The sequence below is a fragment of the Photorhabdus kleinii genome, assembly GCF_025384885.1.
Lineage (GTDB): Bacteria > Pseudomonadota > Gammaproteobacteria > Enterobacterales > Enterobacteriaceae > Photorhabdus > Photorhabdus kayaii.
In genome coordinates, this window is sequence record NZ_JAJAFY010000009.1 from 46375 (window position 1) to 65718 (window position 19344).

Annotated in this window: 16 protein-coding genes and 2 pseudogenes; 3 read left to right on the forward strand and 15 right to left on the reverse strand. The window is 41.4% G+C overall.

What is annotated here, in order from left to right; genetic code table 11:
* Positions 1–72: 72 nt before the first annotated feature.
* Positions 73–1113: an IS630 family transposase gene (locus LG003_RS07415; protein ID WP_262980441.1), complete on the reverse strand. Its 1041-nt coding sequence runs from the start codon at positions 1111–1113 to the stop codon at positions 73–75.
* 85 nt (positions 1114–1198) lie between these two features.
* On the opposite strand from LG003_RS07415, the gene LG003_RS07420 reads away from it, so the two are divergent.
* On the forward strand, positions 1199–1393 hold the full coding sequence (locus tag LG003_RS07420) for a Tm-1-like ATP-binding domain-containing protein (protein ID WP_240000803.1): 195 nt from the start codon (positions 1199–1201) through the stop codon (positions 1391–1393).
* Between the two features lie 10 nt (positions 1394–1403).
* Positions 1404–2234, forward strand: a complete 831-nt coding sequence (locus tag LG003_RS07425) for a phosphoenolpyruvate hydrolase family protein (protein ID WP_262980442.1) — start codon at positions 1404–1406, stop codon at positions 2232–2234.
* A gap of 437 nt (positions 2235–2671) precedes the next feature.
* Here LG003_RS07425 and LG003_RS07430 read toward each other — a convergent pair whose 3' ends face one another.
* The 8 genes from LG003_RS07430 to LG003_RS07465 form a co-directional block, all read right to left on the reverse strand.
* A complete protein-coding gene (locus LG003_RS07430; RefSeq protein WP_158537779.1) occupies positions 2672–2824 on the reverse strand; it encodes a hypothetical protein in 153 nt (50 codons plus the stop codon).
* Positions 2814–3044 carry a hypothetical protein gene (locus LG003_RS07435; RefSeq protein WP_112878235.1) on the reverse strand — a complete coding sequence of 77 codons (231 nt, stop codon included), beginning with the start codon at positions 3042–3044 and terminating at the stop codon, positions 2814–2816. Before LG003_RS07435 ends, LG003_RS07430 begins: the two co-directional genes overlap by 11 nt.
* A gap of 439 nt (positions 3045–3483) precedes the next feature.
* On the reverse strand, positions 3484–4365 hold the full coding sequence (locus LG003_RS07440) for a DUF6282 family protein (RefSeq protein WP_112878234.1): 882 nt from the start codon (positions 4363–4365) through the stop codon (positions 3484–3486).
* Positions 4362–5039, reverse strand: coding sequence for an RraA family protein (locus LG003_RS07445; protein ID WP_112878233.1), 678 nt, complete (start codon positions 5037–5039; stop codon positions 4362–4364). Before LG003_RS07445 ends, LG003_RS07440 begins: the two co-directional genes overlap by 4 nt.
* On the reverse strand, positions 5039–7204 hold the full coding sequence (locus LG003_RS07450) for an isocitrate/isopropylmalate dehydrogenase family protein (RefSeq protein ID WP_262980443.1): 2166 nt from the start codon (positions 7202–7204) through the stop codon (positions 5039–5041). Before LG003_RS07450 ends, LG003_RS07445 begins: the two co-directional genes overlap by 1 nt.
* The gene (locus LG003_RS07455) at positions 7201–7944 is read right to left on the reverse strand and encodes an alpha/beta hydrolase (RefSeq protein ID WP_112878231.1); all 744 of its coding nucleotides are present in this window, start codon (positions 7942–7944) and stop codon (positions 7201–7203) included. Before LG003_RS07455 ends, LG003_RS07450 begins: the two co-directional genes overlap by 4 nt.
* Entirely contained in the window at positions 7941–8879 is a 939-nt protein-coding gene (locus LG003_RS07460; protein ID WP_262980444.1) for a 3-hydroxy-3-methylglutaryl-CoA lyase, read from the reverse strand. Before LG003_RS07460 ends, LG003_RS07455 begins: the two co-directional genes overlap by 4 nt.
* Positions 8872–10107 (reverse strand): multidrug effflux MFS transporter, encoded by a 1236-nt coding sequence (locus LG003_RS07465; RefSeq protein WP_262980445.1) that lies wholly within the window; start codon positions 10105–10107, stop codon positions 8872–8874. The genes LG003_RS07460 and LG003_RS07465 overlap by 8 nt, the downstream gene beginning before the upstream one ends.
* A 479-nt stretch (positions 10108–10586) precedes the next feature.
* Here LG003_RS07465 and LG003_RS07470 point away from each other — a divergent pair, with 479 nt between their 5' ends.
* Positions 10587–11006, forward strand: coding sequence for a GFA family protein (locus tag LG003_RS07470; RefSeq protein WP_262980446.1), 420 nt, complete (start codon positions 10587–10589; stop codon positions 11004–11006).
* 240 nt (positions 11007–11246) lie between these two features.
* Here LG003_RS07470 and LG003_RS07475 read toward each other — a convergent pair whose 3' ends face one another.
* The 6 genes and pseudogenes from LG003_RS07475 to LG003_RS07500 all read right to left on the reverse strand — a co-directional run bounded on the left by LG003_RS07475 (position 11247) and on the right by LG003_RS07500 (position 19155).
* Positions 11247–11564 carry a YacL family protein gene (locus LG003_RS07475; RefSeq protein ID WP_262980447.1) on the reverse strand — a complete coding sequence of 106 codons (318 nt, stop codon included), beginning with the start codon at positions 11562–11564 and terminating at the stop codon, positions 11247–11249.
* 2 nt (positions 11565–11566) lie between these two features.
* Positions 11567–14224: a DUF637 domain-containing protein gene (locus LG003_RS07480; RefSeq protein ID WP_262980448.1), complete on the reverse strand. Its 2658-nt coding sequence runs from the start codon at positions 14222–14224 to the stop codon at positions 11567–11569.
* A gap of 12 nt (positions 14225–14236) precedes the next feature.
* Positions 14237–14866, reverse strand: a pseudogene (locus tag LG003_RS07485) (IS1634 family transposase); the annotation flags it as partial.
* Positions 14833–15369, reverse strand: a pseudogene (locus LG003_RS07490) (IS4/Tn5 family transposase DNA-binding protein); the annotation flags it as partial. The pseudogenes LG003_RS07490 and LG003_RS07485, both read right to left, overlap by 34 nt.
* 347 nt (positions 15370–15716) lie before the next feature.
* A complete protein-coding gene (locus LG003_RS07495; RefSeq protein WP_112879802.1) occupies positions 15717–16352 on the reverse strand; it encodes a two component system response regulator in 636 nt (211 codons plus the stop codon).
* Position 16353: 1 nt separating this feature from the next.
* Positions 16354–19155, reverse strand: coding sequence for a two component system sensor kinase (locus LG003_RS07500; RefSeq protein ID WP_262980449.1), 2802 nt, complete (start codon positions 19153–19155; stop codon positions 16354–16356).
* Between the last annotated feature and the right edge of the window lie 189 nt (positions 19156–19344).

Sequence of the window (19344 nt, forward strand, 5' to 3'; positions counted from 1 at the left end):
CGGCTAAAAGGAAGATCCCAGCGCTTGGGCTGGGATCTTAATGTTAACAAGGTAGTTGTTCTAAATAAGAATTCATAATGATGCTACACCGATTTTATTCATTCCTGGTTTTTGCTGTGCTGAAATCGACGCCAAGAAAGCATCAACATAACTTAGCAATCGCCACATAGATTGGCCGCTGTGGTTCCGGGTGACTGTCTCATGCAACGATTGCCAGAGCCGTTCTATTTTATTCAACCGGGGGGAATAACTCGGTAAAAATAAGAGGTTAAATTTCGGATGCTGTGCCAACCAATGTTTGACTTTCTGACTGCTATGGATGCAGTAATTATCTAAGATTAATGTGATCGTTTTCGCATCAGGATAGTGGGTATTAAGCTCATCTAACATCTTGATAAATAAATTAGAGTCCTTCTTTGTCCCTTTAACATAAGTCACTTTCCCTGTTTGGGCATTGAGGCAGCCGGCAAGATAATGTTTTTCATTTTTTCCTGGCGTGACAACGCGTTTTTGCTGCCCTTTAAAACACCAGTCCGCCCCGATTTTCGGATTCAAATTAATATCGACCTCATCTTCATAAAACACCGGATGTTGTGCTGAGGTATGGGTCAGGGCTTCTGTGATTTTTGCTATTTTTTCATGATATTCAGGATCAGGTCGTTTTAGGGTGGGGGCGGCCCTGCGCCAGACAATACCGACCTGTTGGCAGTAGCGATATAACGTACTTTGTGTGAGAGATAACTTGAGCAATTGATTGATAGTCTGAGTGATGAGCGCCAGGCTCCAGCGTGAGCGAAGATAGCTAAAATCTTGAGGCGAGTGCTGCAATGAGAAAGACAAGAGCGGATAGAGCGGGGCTAAATTCCAGACAATGGGCCTGCCGGCGGGTAAACTTTTCAGCCCTTCCAGGCCATACAAGGTAAACCAGTGAATCCAGCGATTAACCGAAGAACGTGCAGCATGCAGGGTTTTGGCGACATGAGTCACCGTATGACCTTCATGTAGCATTAATAATACCATTAATCGGCGGGCATAATCCTTATCACGGGTTTTATGGATAAGTTTTTTCATCTGCTGTCGTTCATTTCGGGGGATGGGTGCTATGATGGGCATCGCTCAGTCCGTTTTGGGGTTTGTGATTTTTAGCGATTGATCAGATCGCAAAAATCGGACTGAGTTCCCTTCCAAGTGATCTATTATTTCGAAAGCTTATTTAGATTGCCCTGAACAACCTTTTTATTTACCTGCATCAACACAGGCTTTCTGTCATGGACTAAAAAAAACAATAAAACAAACAGAATTGCGAAAAGTTATAAAAACACCTTTTCACATAAATTCACCACAATTTTGTACCCTTGTAATACAACAATTCAAGGAAATAATAGAACACTAGGGAATTTCTTATGAAGAAGAAATATAATCAGATTATTGAAACTATAAAACAAAAAGTCGAACATAACGAAACTATTATTGGAGCAAGTGCAGGCACTGGTCTTTCGGCGCGTTGCGAAGAAGCAGGAGGGGCAGACCTCATTATCGTATATAATTCTGGGCGCTTCAGAATGGCTGGCAGAGGACCTCTGGCCGGATTAATGCCATACGGTAATGCAAATGAAATTGTCAGAGAAATGGGTAATGAAATATTGCCGATAGTTAAGGAAACACCTGTATTGGCGGGTGTCTGTGGTACTGATCCATTCTGTAATTTATCTCTTTTCCTGGATGAACTGAAGGCACAAGGTTTTGCTGGTATTCAGAACTTCCCAACAGTAGGGCTTATTGATGGAAAGTTCAGAAAAAACCTGGAAGAAACAGGCATGGGATATGCACTGGAGGTGAAGCTAATCCGCCTGGCACATGAAAAGGGAATGATTACCACTCCTTATGTTTTCAATGTAAAAGAAACTGAGGCTATGGCACAAGCAGGTGCTGATATCATCGTCGTACATCTGGGGCTAACCACTGGCGGCGATATTAGTGCTAATACCTCATATGATCTGAAATCTTGTATACCAATCATTAATGCTTGCGCTTCGACAGCTAAAACTGTCCGAAATGACATTATTATTTTGTGCCATGGCGGCCCAATTTCGGAACCGGAAGATGTCGCCTATATTTTGGCTCATTGCCCCGATTGTCATGGGTTCTATGGAGCTAGTGCAATGGAGCGTTTGCCAACAGAACAAACCATCAAGCACACGATCCAGAAATTTAAAGAAATTAATCGAGGTTAGTGAGAATTATACTTAAGCTATGTGGAAACTGAGTACTACAACCGTAATATCTGTTACGTTATGATGACGCATTGTTTTCTTTTCCTCAAAATACGGGAAGATACCCAATATGCCATCCCCAGCCAACACATGTCTGTCTGGCTTCCTTATTTCATCCTGTCGGTCCGCAACAACTCAGTCTCGCTTGTCTCCGGGGCTTACTCAACGATGTTAACGAAAAAATGGCCGGCAATTGGCTGGACAGAAGCCCCACACACCACAATACTTTCTTTAGCATGCTGATGCCTCGGTGATGACCTCCTGGTGCCGGTTCAGGCCCCGGGAAGGGAAAAAATCGGCCCTGATGAGTACCAACAATATCGAACACCCTGTCGGCGATAGTTTATGCCTTTAAACCGGAAAACCATCCAAAAATTCCCCTGTTTCATTTAACAAGGCTATTTTATCTCGTCTTCCAAAGTTCTACGATGATATTCATCACTCGCTTTTTCATGCATGGTAAACAGCATCGGTAATAGAGAACTCAGCGCCGATAGGCTATGCCCGAGCTGACACAAACTCTCGGAAGTATCTAGGATACTACTGTGCATAATATTGCTTCTCAATTGGTTTAGAAAAAATTAAAACCAAAGAAAAGTCTGCAAGCAAGGTGTGTACTTCGGTTTCTACATTAAATTGCGCGTTAAATGTATAACGCTTTGAGTATGAGGATATGTTACTATTCATATTAGCCATAGCATTCGTAGTAGTCATACTACAGCCCACTAATAATCCACGCACCATTTGCAAATTCCGGTCAGGTGCTTTCATTAGTCCATTCTCATAACTTAGAGCAAAGAGCTTAAATAAGGGCATCTACTATGCTATCACTCTATACCCAATGGATTTCAAGATGCATCGAGACGGCAAGGGAGTGAATCCCCGGTCACATAGCAAACTATGTGACCGGGGTGAACGAGTGCAGCCAACAAAGAGGCAACTTGAAAGATAACGGGTATATAACTTGCACCAGAGGGTTCTCACACACAGAGCCTACATTTATTTTTCTTGTAACAAAATAAAGACCATTGCCCACAACTTCACAAATGATTTGGATATTGCTATACCATTTTTGAAAATGCGAGCATGGTCATGTTCTAGTGGTGTTGTAGTCAAATAATTTCGGCTAGTTTCATAGATCTTTATTGCAATTTTCCATATTCAACCAACAACGGATAATTATCGTCTTCTCAGCCGATGAATCTAATATCTAATCCGGAGCCAACATCCGCAGTGGATTCAGTAAAGAGATATCTCGGATGTGTTCTTCACTAAGGCCAGCGGTTTTAAACCAGCGTTCACTATCGCTCAACCATTGCTCAACATCCGGCTGGACTGGCTGTCCAAGATCGGAGCTATAGACAACATTATTCACCTCCGATAACACTTCAAAAAAATCCTCAGTTGTCTGATAACCAAGATAAACAGTTAATGCCGTTTGCTCCACATAAAGCCAATCATGTTCACCCAACGCCTTAAGATCTTTCGCTTTTAATCCTGTCATAGGACTGGCAGGTTGGTTCAGCATGAACTTACAACCACCCGCAGCGGTAATCGCATCAATAAGTTGCATAACTTCATAACGTGAAGCATGGCCGGATGACAATACAACATTATGCTGCTGCGCAAAACTAATTAACTCATGGATCTCGTTATGCAATCGCCCATTGCTATCGACAACAGACAAAGGTTGCTGTGCTAAAGTTTGCGCGAAAGCATTTGCCCAAGCACGTTTCATTATACTTTTATGGCTTGTCGGGACAATAGTCGGCAGATGAACCAACAGCCGCGGAGCTTTACAGAACTGGTACTGACTCAGTGACTGGATAACAGAGTTAATTGCCAGCCCTCCAGCAGTTGCGTTCAATACTATCGAACCAAAAACCGGAAGTCCTGCTTCTTGAGCCAGTGACGACAAAGCAGTAACACTCCCCAGATGGTTTTTAAGTACAACCCCACCACCATGTCGGACGTATTCCCTTCCTGCTTCAAGTACATTGTACCGCCGAATGTAACTATCGGGACGGGCATGATAATGTACATCCAGAAAACGAAGTTTTCTCTCCCAGTATTCTATAAACAGCTGACTCATTGCGCAGCTTTCCAAGGTACGGCATATCCCAGTTTTTCGCGGGCGTTAACTAGATCTTCTCCGTTAGTTATCGCCTCAATAATAGCTTGTTCAGTTTTGTCAACATTTTCTGCACGCTCAATAACGGTAAGCAAATGCTGCTGCGGGATGACTAGCGCACCATTATCATCAGCAAAAACCCAATCTCCTGGAGATATTGCTACACCGCCAATATCCAGAGTGCATTGTTTTGCAGCAACCTTGGCTCGATTCTTTCCAGATACCATATAAACCCCTGTCGTGAATAAGGGATATTCCAATCTGCGAACCTCAGACAAGTCTCTGGCTGACCCATAAATCACAGAACCTGCGATTCCTTTTTGTACAGCCTTAAAAGTTAAAATATTACCCCAACTGGTACAATCCGTACGCCCCTGATTATCAACCACTATTACATATCCAGCAGGTACTTCATCAATGTAGTTTCCAGCATTAAGAAATTTACCCTGTTCCGGAATGATAGGTTCATAGCGCACAGTAAAAGCTGGTCCAGCCATTTTAATCCCGACATTACTACGTGGCACAATTCCAGCTAGTCCAGCAGGAATATGCAGACTATCCATTGCATCCGATATGGCCGCACTGTCAAGCTTCATTAAACGCTTTTTGATTTGATCAATTTGTATAGTTTGCATTACATTTCCCCTTTGGGTTCACGTGCGCGCAGGACACTCCAGGCGGCATATTCTGGTATAGATTGTTGCAGTAGCAATTTATTACATGGAAAATCCACTGAATATTGTCGTCCTTCATCATCTATGGTCGTCAAGGTCATCTGTCCAAGCATTTCTTCACCAGACAAAAATGAACTTATAGAAGGAGACACTGTAATATTCACCGAAAGAAATTTTGAAGGATTATTTACTGCATATGTTGTGTGTAGATATGTATTTAATTCATCATCATCTGTGAACCAGTTAATGCGGTATTGTTCACTGAGTTTTTCCATAGCAGTCATCTGGCAATCACTAACCAATTTGTTTTCAAACATGACGCTAAAGTTAGCCAATTGCTGTACGGAAAGAGGGACATCAGCAGGCGTAATAACTTGTACTACGACATAAGGCGCTTTCCACAGATAGTGAATATCACACTCAACACCATCAAAGAATGCATTCACCATCGTACCTACTTTACTTTCACTAACCCCGATTAGTGTCCAATGGTAGTTTCTCTCTCTCATGCCGACTACTGGGCCGATAGAATGTTCTTCTGACAACATTAACCGCATTTGGGACGGAGGCCCTGGCAACACAACTATTTTACTACCATCAACATTAAGACTGAAACCAGGTGCTGTACCTGTAACATTGGGAATAACCTTTGCTCCGAATGGAAACATGGCTTGGAATCGATTCGAGAGATCACAATATACTCCCAGTTTTTCCAATTGTTGCTGTATTTCCACCCAGACATTATCACGTATTTCCAGAGGGCTTCCTGCCGCTTTTGCTATCGCCTCACGAGTTTTATCATCCGGTGTCGGGCCAAGACCGCCACACACAATAATGAGAGTATCCTGCCCCAGCCTACGAACCACTGCGGTAGCAATCTGGTTAATATCATCAGCACAAACCTGATGTTGCTTCACTTTATATCCCTGCTCCGTGAGATATTCACTAATATCCTGAAGATTAGTATTAGGATATTTACCACTCAGGAGTTCATCACCAACAGTAATAACCGATGCAGAATAGCTAGTGTATTTTTTACTTAGAGTACTAATAATAGCCTGCGCCATTTGTTGGGTTGTTGCGCTACCACCCAGATCATAAGTAACAGTTCGTCCTTCACGTATCACATTATCTACTGCACAGTTAATTTGCTGTGCTGCATCAGAAAAGCCAAGATGTTCCAGTAGTAATGCGATTGTGTAAAACATCGCTGCCGGATTGGCTTTATTTTTACCTGCCATACCAGGCGCACTACCGTGTACAGGTTCAAAGTATGCAATATCACTACCAATATTAGCGCTAGGCGCTAAACCAAGCCCTCCCATTACTCCCGCTGCCAAATCAGACAAAATATCACCGAACATATTCTCAGCGACAATGACACCAAATTCATGCGGTTTTTTTACCATCCATAAAGCTACCGCATCTACATTGTGGATATCCGCTTTTATTTCAGGGTAACGTGCCGCAACAGTATCGAAAATACCTTTTGCAAAGTGCCCACTTTCCCGCATTACATTTGGTTTATCCGCAAAGGTTACACGGGAGTAGTTATTTTCCTTTGCATACTCAAATGCAGTAATAAACAAACGTTCTAAACCAAAACGGGTTTGTAGACGGACTGTCCATGCTGCTTCTTCAGAGCCATATTTATCTATATTTGGATGCCGTAACCAAGTTGTCGCAGTAGCGGGAATTCCTTTAAAATCGAACCCTGCATATAGTCCTTCGGTATTTTCCCTGATAACACAACAGCGAAATGGTTTACGGTCCCCTTCTACATAACGCACTGGTCGGATATTTGCATATAATCCCAAACGCTGGCGTAATTGGATAACGGGTGACACATAATTTCTCATTTTCCCACGCAGAGGCGGCGGCAACGCTTGTTGTGCTTCTTCTTTACCTTTACTAGTAATAGCGCCGAGTAACACCGCATCTACTGAAGCTATTTTTCCCCAAGTACTGGCAGGTACTGGATTACCTTCTCTTTCCCAACAAGTCCAACCAATATCCCCAGTTTCCAATGTCACAGGAAGATTTAGGGCCTGAAAAACGGGAAGAGCGGCATCGCATACTTCCTGACCAATACCATCCCCAGGTAAAATAAGAATTTTTTTATTCATAAGGTTTTGAGCCAATCGTTAATTACGTTGTTAATAAATGACGGCTTGTCTTCCCAAGGCCGCATTCCTGCCCCATCCACGACAACAAAACAGTGCGTAGTATTAGTGCTGACCACCTGATTACATTCTGTGGCTAATTGTGAACGTCCACCAACTATACTCAGAAATTTTCCTTTGTAATTGCACAATATTGTTCTGGCATCCAATTGTAGCAGCAGTGAAAATCCCACTATCATGCGCTCCCGAGCAGTATTTCTTAAATTGTCAGGTATCGCAGGCATGTTAGGAAGTGGAGTCCCACCTTCAGGAATAACAAAGTTATGTAACACAGAAATCGCTTCATCTAGCTGATTTCTATTCAGTAATGCTATTAATTGTTCCAGCCTATTGGTCAGTAACGAATCAGCATATCCAGGACCACTCACTGAGATTACTCCCGTGAGATTTTTCAGGCGCGACGCAAGCAATTGTGCCAGAGTACCAGACATCGCAAAACCGATAAGCAAATAAGGCTGGGAAAAACGTTGATTGAGTTCAGATTCAATAATATTAATAGCGTAGTCGGGATCAGATAAATTAATTAAGGATAATGTATCAATAATAGACACCTGATATCCCACTTTCTGTAATAATATACGCAATGGAGTGCAAAAATCACCATGATCCCAAAGCGGCATCACAGGTGAAAGAATTACCGCTTCGAGACTGAAACATCCGGCATGGTTATTATGCCGTGTCATGCCGTTGCTCCTCGCAAAGATTTAACAACCTGAAACGCATAATTAATACCATTTCGTAACCCTTCTTCGAGAGCTGTTTTATTTTCCACACTCAAATTGTACATACCCATCATTATATCGATAAGATCGCGCTGGGCGGCGGCAAAAAAATGATGGGATTGCAGTTCATTGAGTTGATTAAATACTCGTTCAAGGTCATATTGTTTGCTATTTTGGCTCAGATTGAGAAATGATAGCCAGCTTTCCAAATTGAGATTTCCGGCACCTTTTCCCATCCCTGATAGAGAACTATCAATAAAATTAGCTCCAGCTCTCATAGCTTCAATACTATTCGCTGTGGCAAGACCCAAATTATCATGAGGGTGGAATCCCAATTGCAATTGCGTGGCAGACTTTAACTTATAAAACATCTGCGCTACCTGTTCAGGGAACAAACTACCATTTGAATCTGCCAGGTAAATAATATCAGCACCAGCTTGTTCACACTGTTTGGCAACTTCAATAATTTTACTGATAGAGAGCTGACTCACTCGTGTAAAATTAATACCCACCACCATTCCAGTAGCTTGAGCAATCTCGCACAACTCTAAGCATGGCTGCGGGTTATCAGCTTTAATACATAACCTAAGCAAGCTAACGCCATTCGTCTTCATTGCATAGATATCATCAGCATTAATATTGTGAGGATGGGCAATGACTACCAATTTTGCCTCAGGTACCGATTGATGAATATCTCGGATATAACTATCCGGAGACATACCTGTTAGGCCAATATTAGAAATAGGTTTGAAAGAACCATTGCGATAACCAATTTCAAACCATTCCACACCACTTTTAGTCAACGCTTCAACATGTTTTATAGCGTATTCTGTTGTAAAATTAAAATTATTCAGGTATCCACCATCACGTAATGTGACATCTATATTATTAACCATTTTTCATTCCTATTTTAGTTTCTATTGTTTGTTTTTTACTTATTTCTTTATTACCTCTATTACCAGTTATATAAATAATGCTACCGACTAAGGAAACAACTGTGATGATAGATGCCACTTTAATAGGTTCATGGTGAGATATATAACCAATAAGCAATGATGCCAGTCCTGCACTACCTAATTGCAATGTTCCCATCACGCCGGAAGCTGTCCCTGCCGCTTGAGAATGAGTGGCAATTGCCGATGCAGTACCAAGTGGCAGCAAAAAACCATTACCGAAAGTCAATACTGATATTGTTAGTACAGAAGTTATCAATGGGTAGGAACTAAAAAACATTTGTATCGTGAAAGCAATACCTCCAACAGCAAAGATGAGATAGCCATGAGAAATCGTCTTTCTCATGCCTTGCTGGCGACTTAATTTCTTAGCAGTAAGATTACCCAACACATAACTCAAAGAGAGCATTATATAGGTGTAGCCAACATATTTTTCTGGTAATCCCATAGCTGTAAGAATAAATGGAGATTCAATCAAATAAGAAAAATATGCCGTATAAGCGAAGCAAGGTATTGCTGCATAGAAAAGAAACTCTTTATTTATGATCACTTGGTAAGTACTAACCAATATATTTTTAACACTCAATTTTTGGCGTTTTTTTATTGGTAGTGATTCTTTCAGAACTAGCAAGCACAATATAAGCGTGGCTGTTATAAATAAAGTAAGAAATAAAAAACAGGCTTTCCAACCATAATATTCACTTAACACACCGCCGATCATTGGTGCGACAGCGGGTGACATTCCCACAAAAGGGAAAATAATCAGATATAAATTAGCTGCCTCTTCTTTCCCCATCAAATCATTAATAATGGCACGACTTAATGTAATACCAGCACAAGCGCCTACTCCCTGGAATAAACGCAATAATAGCAACTCACTAATATGCGTACTGTAAAAAATACCGATTGTTGAAATCAGCCATATAATCATTCCAGAAATAAGAACCTTTTTTCTTCCTAAACAATCACTCAATGGCCCATAAATAAGTTGAGAAAATGCTATACCAAATAAAAATATAGCTATTGCACTTTGTATACTGGATTCGCTAACGTGATAATAGTTTCCCATTTTACTCAAGGCGGGTAGGAATATATCCGATGAAACCAACCCTCCCATAGAAAGAAAAGCCATTAAAACGATAAATAATAAAGACGAAGATTTATTGTTCATGGACCATTAACCAATCAATATAATAAACATTATCCCAGAATAGATTCCGTATAAAATAAAAACTACGCACCAGTTAAAACACACCAAATGCACACAATAACTTATTTAATGAATAAATTAATAACATCAAAACAATTATAATCTCACATTAGCAAATTCCACATTGGCATAGTTATTAATTTACACACCTTATTTAATAATTAACACTTAAAAAAATAAACTCAAGTAAATATCAACTGAAAACATAGTAACATCAATAACATTTTTTAGTAAACAAAAAAACATAAAATTTAAATTCAAAAACAAATAAAAAAAACACAAAACACAACATATAATACTAAAAACAAAGTCATTATTATTACAAATATAATAACTGATGTTATTATATGAGCAATGATATATTTTTAAAAACTCACAACCTAGTAATACCAAATCACATTCCCTACCATTGTTAAGACACGCAAACTAAGGAGGTACACATGCTAATTTCCGGTAGTTGTCACTGTAAGAATATTGAATTTACGTTTAACTGGGAGCCTGAGCCTCTGGAGATTCCGGCACGAGCATGTACTTGCTCTTTTTGTACCAAGCACAGTGCTATCTGGACATCATACCCAGCAGGGCAGCTTCGGCTGAGTATCCAAGAACAAAAACTTCTACATAAATACTCTTTTGACACAGGTACAGCTCAGTTTCATATTTGTAGCCAATGTGGAGTAGTACCTGTTGTCATCAGCCAGATTAACGGTCACGATTATGCCGTCGTTAACGTTAATACCTTTGAAGACGTTGATCCTACATTGCTTAAATATGTTTCTGCTAAGTTCACTGACGAAAATGAGCAAGCTCGATTGACTCGTCGTCAACAAAACTGGATTGCTAATGTTGAATATATATAGGTTATATCAGAGAAAAATAATATCTGGTCTTACCATTTGCGTATTTTCATGAATGGAGATCGCGCAATAACACCCCTGTGTCAGCATAGTTGAGCGAAAATACGCGCCTGTACGGTTGATGACGAAGAAGCATGGGTAATCAGGACGACTTCAATCAGCTCTGGCCTATCATGGGTATTCGCCACGGTAAGAAAGAACAAAGCCGGAAGATCAAAGAGATCTTCCGGCTTTTTAATCAGATTACTTTCTGCTTAGAAGTAACTCTTTCCATTGTTCAAGATAACCTTTGAATTCTTCTATGGTTGCGATCTCAAGACTTTCTTCTGTGTATTCGTTAAAGATCTCGACGCCATCTGGCTTAATAGTAACAGTATGGGCATTACCAGTTCCTTCCCATTGTGGTATTTCGCCATTTTTAACTGATTCACACCAAGAAATATATTCTTCAACGCTGTGTAAACTGCCCTGAACATCGTCATTTAAAAACCATGCTATAAGGCGATGTTCTTCATCTGCTTGAGCGCGAGAATAACCATGTTCATCAACATAAAATTTCATTTTTATTTAACACCTTCATAAACAGGAAATGCTGTATTAATATTTCCATTTTTATCTAAATAACCACCAATTCTTACCCCACTTGGCGATATTCCTTCCCACTTAGAGCCTTGCATAGTGGAATTTTTATATGCCCCTTTTATTTCAGATAGTACCTGCTGACGATTCCATGATTGTGGGAAGAATGTTGATTTAGGATCTTTCGACACCCATTGTCCAGTTTGTGAGTTAAACACTTCAACTTTTCCTCGATAGACACCTTGAGCATTTGAGAGGTCTGTAATTTCAGTAATACGGGCTTTTCCTTGATGGCCTATGCTGGCTTCATGATGGAAGCCAACAGCTTTTCCTTTACGGTTTATTTCACCATGAAAAACATGTTCAACATTAACTTTTGACAATATACCTATTTCATCATGAGCTTGATGAATCAGCTTTGAGGCGGTTTCAAGGTCACCATGTTTCAGTGCCTTATCTGCTCCTTTTAGGAGTTTCCCAGCAACATCACCAGCTCCTGGTATCAGGCCTACTACTGCTGCTAGATAATCGATCGCGGTTTCTGCTTCGGCAAACCCTTTAATATCTCCAATCACAGGAAGAAAATCAGCAGATACGCTAAATGTTGCCGCAGCTCTTTCACACACATCCGGTGACTGTACACAAAGCTCGGCTGTTTTTTCTTCATGAGCTTTTATCGTTCCAGGCTTATGCTTCTCTGCGGCACTTAGAGCATGAGCTAAATGATTGTATACAATCGTTATTTCTCCGGAGTTAGCACCCTGAGCACTATTTGTAGAAAATGCACCAGCAATACCACCAATGATTCTACCTCCAGCTTGTATTTTAGCCGGATCGCTGAATGTATTATCTAAAGTTGGATACGCAAGCGAAGCAGCCAATGAGCCAGCAGCAGCACCTTTGGCATCCCCGCCACCAATTTCTGCTGCAAAAGCAGATAAGGCAGTATGACTAATTGCTCTTCCAGATTCACCTAATACTTTCTCATAGTCTCCTATGAAATCCGCCCCTTCTGCATTGATTTGATTACCGACATTGGCAAGCAATGCTGCCGTGAAATTATCTTTAAAACTGCCGCCATTAATTGTGGTATTTAAACTGGAACTGATAATTGATTGTCCAGCAACACGTTGAGCGACTTTGCTCCAATCACCCTTACTTAATAAAGGTATATTTGATTTTGCAGCAACAGCCCCGTCAGCAGCTTTATCCCAACCCATAACATTATCAAATCCAGCCAAAACACCACCAATCGCCATTGAAGTGATGGTTGATTTTACAGTATCACTGCTGCCCATTACTTTAAAGGTTTTAGACAGATTGCCTTGATTATCTACAAGTGTAACTGCTGCTTTAGAAGCCAAAACCGCTATACCTGAAGTCACTGCTCCATATGTAGCAGTACTTGCTGCCGCAGCTGTTGCTACACTCGCTCCAGCCGCAGTAGCTGCTCCTCCAACCACACCTGCTGCTCCACCGGCTGCCGCAACAGTTACCCCCGCGCCTGCTGTAGCTACAGCAACTGCTATAGCAATAACAGCAGAAACTGCTGGACTTAAATGCTGGCTCTTATAATCCCAACTATCATAAGCATCCTTAACTTCATTCCATTTTACATCTTGCTGTCGATTTAACTCCTTTAACCAAGCTGTTTCAGGTGTATCGCCGAGTGTTGCCAATACATTCTGTAAGGATTTATCGTTCTTCGTTTTGATATCAGCACTAATCCCATTTGCTGCATCGACAGTTAGTTTTCCGCCAATGTGAATAGAAGGCAGTACCCATTTTTCTTTAGTATGGCCGCTATCTCTGTTCTTAATGAAGAAACCCTTGGATTCGCTAATAGTTTGTTCAAAAGAGGTATCCTTTACTGCCTTAAAATTTACCTTTCCATGTGTACTGGTTAACTTGGCATTTTTATTAGTTTCAATCTTACTGGCTTCATAAGTACTGTCATCATGGCTTAATAGGTTAATATCACCGTTAGCAATGAATTCAGTCACCTTATTAGTCACATCGTGGCGAATTTTTGTAGTTGTTTTCTTCTTACCATACCATTTACGCTTTGTTTCTTCGGTTTCATAATGACTAATATCCTCCTTTGCTTGCGCATAAAGATAACCGCCTTTAGCAGCTATATTTATAGCTCCTTTAGCCATTAACTTAGTAGCTTGAAATAATAAATTCCCATCAGTGATAATAGATAAATTACCCCCGCTATTTAATTCAACACCTTGAGGTTTTATTTCTTCACGTGTTGAGTTGTTACTTCTCAGTTCAAAATAATTATTAAGAGCTACAAATCCTATATCTCCACCAGAAGACAATTTAATATCTCCATCAGAAGATAATTTAGAAGCAAATATAGAAATAGCATTATTTGCTAACAATGTTAGATTTTTATTAGAGTGAATATTAGGGACTGCTATATCCTTATGAGAATTAAGCATGCCATTAGGATAATGGAAATATTTATAATCATAAGCAGATAATTCAAGATTTCTTCCTGCATACAATAATGAATCACCTTTTGAATGGATTTGAGTAGCTTTTCCAACAATATCTTTACCGCTTGATATCACAGCATTATTTGCACGTATTTTAGTGCTTAAATCTTCTGCCTTAAAGTTTACTACCGACATTCCGCACCCAATTCAGGAATAAAAAGACTCGTATGGTGGCCCCAATATTTTCAGCAGGGCATTTTGGTACGGTTGCGTTCCCGTCACCATCCGGTGTTCTTCAAATTCAAAGGTATTAATACCTTCGAAAGTTAAAAATACCCAACGAGCGGTGGGCGATTGCGTCTGCTGCTGCTTCATATCCGGGTAGAATGCCTGGCTTTGTTTCAGACTCGTGCGAATTTTATGTTCCAGCGCCGCATACACCATTAAGCTACACGTCATCACCATCAATAAGGCTTCGATGCGTTCCGGTTTTTTCAGGTACATGGATGAGGTTAAGAACTCGGGACTTTTTAGGAATCGAAAACCTCGCTCAACTTTCTGCTGGGCTTTGTCATTCGCGAGCAACGCGGCCATATCCAGCGCCTTATCGTCCGTTTCATTGGTCGCCAAAATAAACATCCCCACCTTGAGTCGGGCATACACGACTTTATCCAGTTGACTGTAAGCCCGGCCTGAGAGCCGGTAATAAATCTGAGAGGGTTTATCTTTAGCCGGACGTCGACGCCCTTGATATGTCATGATTTCCTCCACTTGTGGGGCGTCAATACCGATAAACTGGCATTCGGAGCCAAAATCACGCAGGGCGCATAACGTATCTCACAGAGCGCCTCCCGGGCTTTGCGGCCGCCCCGTTGCCTGACCTGAACCTGTCTTTCTCCTGCGGACTGCAAAGTATCGCTGAAGGCATAAAGAGTCTCTTCACTCTCTGCTATCCGCCGGCTTTGCATTGAACGAACAACAAAACGCTGCTGATTCATGACCTTATAGGCCAGGTATTCAATCACATCAGATTCCCGATCACAGACACTGATCTCCTTTGTCATCTCCGGCCCCAAACGTGCCGCCATCGCCCGCGAAGCGGTGGCAGCAAAACCCGCCTCTGCAATGGCATCGGCTTTAACATCCGTATTACGGATAAAACGGTAAGCCGCTTCGATATCAGCGGGGGTATCCAGAGATTTCACAAGCGATTTTCCTATGTTGTTAACGAGTGATGAGGAGACTTTTACCAACCGTTCGGTGCGCCGCTGGTCACCCAGTTTTGCGCCTGAGAACGTCTCTTTTGCCCAGTGTTCTGCTTCCGTTACAAACCTGGTCAATTTACCTCAATTTATCGTTTTATCCTGAAAACTATCATTTAGGCAGAAGTACACAAATTCCTCAATATTTACTGAGGGATTTGTGTATAAGAGACAGGAAAAACACGGGGTGGGAAAACATCGAATGAATTATTTAAGGGAATACGAACATGTTTACTTCCGGATTAACGATGTTGCACTTATTATGTGAATCTACCATATTTATATATCAATCAGATAAAAAATATCCTAAATTTCGTTTATACATATTACTGAAAAACACAAAAACAGCCCTATAATCGAGCTGTTTTTGCATGCTATTGCTAATAGTCAATTACCATCCGGTAGCATTAACACTATCCGCATGATCAAGTTATCAATCCCAATTTTCTTGAGTAATTAAGTAATTCAGTCACCTTATGAACTTTAAGTTTTCGCATCATATTAAGGCGGTGAGTTTCTACTGTTTTAATACTAATACTTAACACCTCAGCAATATTACGATTGCCATTACCTTCGCTAATTAGCTGTAATATTTGGCGCTCACGCCGGGTAAGCAATGTGCTGTCATCATTTATTCCTTCTCCCAGCAAGCGGATTGCCTCCTGATTAAGATGAGGATCAACGTAACTTTTTCTGGCAGCAACACTGGTAATCGCAGCAAGTAATATCTGCTGCGAACTGGTTTTCAAGACATAAGCTAATGCTCCCGCACGCAGTACACGGCTGGCAGTCAGCTCATCATCATGGGCCGTAAGAGCAAGTATGCGCAAATCCGGCCGGCGTTGGCAAAGTTGTGGAATGATATCCAATCCATTCAGCCCCGGAAGGCCAAGATCAAGAATCACAATATCTGGTGCAAGATCCCGACAGGCAGCATAAACAGAGAGTCCATCATCAACTTGCGCGACTACCTGATAACGCGGGTATGCGGCAAGAAGATTCTTTATTCCATCTATGATCAGCTCATGATCATCTACCAGCAAAACTTTATAGCAAATCATATTAGGACCTCGCGGAAAAAGGTGCATTCTGCTCGTGTTCCTCAGCAGAGCACAGCGTTGCGTTAATCAATTTGCGTAGTTTCATCAGCTCATTTTTTTGCGGCAGCGAACCGTTATGTATCTGGTTTTCCATTTCAACAATGACACACAATAATGAATTAAGCCCTGCCTGCCCACTCACTCCCTTCATGGAATGTAAGAGCTTTTCTAATACCTCCTGTTGAGTAATATGTTGTTCAGCTTCATCAAGTAAAGTTAATAATTCCCTGCGGACTTTTACCTGCATACGCAATAAGTTCATGGGCAGTAATGGTTTATCTGTTTCTTGCTGCACCATTAGATCAATATCACGCCGCAACTGATATTCCGCAGTCATCTCTAATATTTGGGCCAATTGGTTAATCGTCACCGGTTTGGATATGTAATCATTCATCCCGGCCTGAGCCGCGCGTTCCTTCTCTTCGGCAACTGTATTTGCCGTCAGAGCAACAATCATGCACTCTGGGTCCTGATTGTCAGAATCAATACGCCAACGCCGGGTAGTTTCCAGACCATCACACTGCCCCGGCATCAATATATCCATCAGTACCAAATCAAAACGGTAACGCTGTCCCAACAATAAGGCTTCTGTACCATCCTGAGCATGCCGCACTCCCTGCCCCAATCGCGTCAACATCATGCCAATGATGTCCCGATTGGTCACTGCGTCATCAACCAGCAATACCTGCATACGCCAAGGTTGTAGCGGTACGTTATCTTGTACCGGCGGCAACGCACCAGATAACTGACGTTCGACAATATCCCGCAAACGACCGGGCAAAAAACGCAAATCATTGGCGGATAATTCGCCGGAATGCTCTTCAGTCAAACAAATAAGGCCCCATGCCATCAGTTGACGATGTAAGACAAACGGTGCGCCTATCTCTCCCTGTAACAACACGGGTTCAGTAAAATCCATCAATGGCAGTTGAAACACTACGCTAGTGCCTAAGCCAAAGGTGCTGTTAAATTCCAGATTTCCTCCCATCATTCTGGCCAGCGTAACCGCAATCGTCAGCCCAAGGCCCGTTCCCTGCGCATGTTCCTGCACCTGATAAAAGGGATTAAATATCGAGGCGATATTTTCTGGAGCGACACCACATCCGCTGTCAGTAACATCAAAAATCAACATATTATCTGAACGGGTGACAGTCAGAGAAATGCCGCCATCATCGGTAAATTTGCAGGCATTTCCTAACAAATTTACCAAAATCTGTCTTACCCGGCTTGCATCAAGCATTAATACCTGTGGCACATCAGCAGCAACAAAGGTTTCTAGCGTCAACTTTTTATTGTGTGCCATTCCCTGTATCGTCGCCATTGACTGATCCAGCAATGGTAACAACTGGCTGGTCGCGTACTGTAGCTCAACCTGTCCAGCTTCAATGCGCGAAAAATCAAGCAATTTATTGATAATGAATAATAAAGATAGCGTGCACTGATGAGCTGTCTCTGCCAATTGTAGCTGCTCGCTGCTCATCTCACTGGTTTTCAGTAACTCCAATGCACCTAATGTCCCACTCAGTGGCGTTCTTAGTTCATGACTAATGGTCGTCAGATGGCTACTTTTACGCTTATTAGCCAATTCTGCCTGTTGTTTTGCCTCTGTTAATGCTTTGGTACGTTCTGCGACCTTATTTTCCAGCGTGGAATATTGCTGATTCAGGGTATCAAGTAACGTATTGTAGGCCCTGGCTATCTGCCCCAATTCATCACGCCGGCTCTCTGGCAAACGTACATCTAGCGCGTGTGGTCCAGTCTTATCGATAATATCTACAAATTGCCACAACGGTTTAGCCAGATAATAATGCAACATCCAGAATATCGTCAGCGTTATCATTAATAGAATAATTAACGCAAATGGAAGCTGAATAATCGCCTGATCAACGACTTCCTCAAATAGACTTCTTGTGGGATAAAGTACCAATTGCTGCCAACCGGGACCTTTCAGCTGGATACGTAATACCTGATAACCGGGAATATATTGCCAGCCATCATGTAATTTAACTTTCTTCAACAATGCTAAAATATGTTGTTCTTGATCCTGCGGTAATTTCCCTTTAAAAAACGGCAATAATTGTTGATTGCTGTCCAACCAGAGATCAATGTCATAATTAGTCACCGCTTGCCCGTATGACAATAGATCATTGAACTTAATCGCATATCCGGTCAGTCGGCCCATTTTATCACTCGCGGCAACCGAGATACTCCAGCCACTGCCAGGAATATGCTCCGGCTGTCCCCAGTAAATATTATCGTGGTTGGGGTTCATAGGAAAATTCGCTAACTCCAAACATCGTTTGACAAAGTAGTCATCTGAGATTTTTTCCGGGGGATAAATGGAGATCCCCTGAGATCGCTTAAAAATAAAGCTGTCCAGATAATAAGCCTGCCCGGCAGCGCCATATGCTTGAATAAACCAATTATCCTGATTTATTTCGTGATCGGGTTGGCAGATACTGCCATTGATGGGAAGATATTTGCTATCAGTATTCGACGTAATATTTTTATTATTTTCATACTTTTCATAATAAGCATCATAACGTTTCGCTAGTTCCTGCGCATCTTTCTCCGCCCCCTCAAAGCGATGATTACTTAAATCAGCCCGTAAGGTCGCAAGATGGGATAATTCATCCATCACATGCTGATGTGCATGTTTGAAAGAAAAAAATGCCGTTGCTACGACAGAAATCAGCCATATCAGAAACAACGTCAATGATAGAAATACAGTGAGTTTAATTACTAATGATGAGCCTGTTCTCATTTTATAATCTCCTTATTATTCAGAGATATCTCCTTGTGAAAAACCCAAATTACTCCTCGCCTATCAGGTTAATTAACAACAGGTTTAGAACTTATCTCATTGGGTTATACCCGTTATCTTTCCGGCATACTATAATTCAAGAAAATACACCCGAAGATAATAAATACTTTACATCAGATAACAATCAGA

Excerpts from the sequence above, each read along its gene's own strand:
- LG003_RS07415 (WP_262980441.1), bottom strand. The coding sequence starts at position 1,113 with ATGCCCATCATAGCACCCATCCCCCGAAATGAACGACAGCAGATGAAA.
- LG003_RS07425 (WP_262980442.1), top strand. The coding sequence starts at position 1,404 with ATGAAGAAGAAATATAATCAGATTATTGAAACTATAAAACAAAAAGTC.
- LG003_RS07430 (WP_158537779.1), bottom strand. The coding sequence starts at position 2,824 with ATGCACAGTAGTATCCTAGATACTTCCGAGAGTTTGTGTCAGCTCGGG.
- LG003_RS07435 (WP_112878235.1), bottom strand. The coding sequence starts at position 3,044 with ATGAAAGCACCTGACCGGAATTTGCAAATGGTGCGTGGATTATTAGTG.
- LG003_RS07440 (WP_112878234.1), bottom strand. The coding sequence starts at position 4,365 with ATGAGTCAGCTGTTTATAGAATACTGGGAGAGAAAACTTCGTTTTCTG.
- LG003_RS07445 (WP_112878233.1), bottom strand. The coding sequence starts at position 5,039 with ATGCAAACTATACAAATTGATCAAATCAAAAAGCGTTTAATGAAGCTT.
- LG003_RS07450 (WP_262980443.1), bottom strand. The coding sequence starts at position 7,204 with ATGAATAAAAAAATTCTTATTTTACCTGGGGATGGTATTGGTCAGGAA.
- LG003_RS07455 (WP_112878231.1), bottom strand. The coding sequence starts at position 7,944 with ATGACACGGCATAATAACCATGCCGGATGTTTCAGTCTCGAAGCGGTA.
- LG003_RS07460 (WP_262980444.1), bottom strand. The coding sequence starts at position 8,879 with ATGGTTAATAATATAGATGTCACATTACGTGATGGTGGATACCTGAAT.
- LG003_RS07465 (WP_262980445.1), bottom strand. The coding sequence starts at position 10,107 with ATGAACAATAAATCTTCGTCTTTATTATTTATCGTTTTAATGGCTTTT.
- LG003_RS07470 (WP_262980446.1), top strand. The coding sequence starts at position 10,587 with ATGCTAATTTCCGGTAGTTGTCACTGTAAGAATATTGAATTTACGTTT.
- LG003_RS07475 (WP_262980447.1), bottom strand. The coding sequence starts at position 11,564 with ATGAAATTTTATGTTGATGAACATGGTTATTCTCGCGCTCAAGCAGAT.
- LG003_RS07480 (WP_262980448.1), bottom strand. The coding sequence starts at position 14,224 with ATGTCGGTAGTAAACTTTAAGGCAGAAGATTTAAGCACTAAAATACGT.
- LG003_RS07495 (WP_112879802.1), bottom strand. The coding sequence starts at position 16,352 with ATGATTTGCTATAAAGTTTTGCTGGTAGATGATCATGAGCTGATCATA.
- LG003_RS07500 (WP_262980449.1), bottom strand. The coding sequence starts at position 19,155 with ATGAGAACAGGCTCATCATTAGTAATTAAACTCACTGTATTTCTATCA.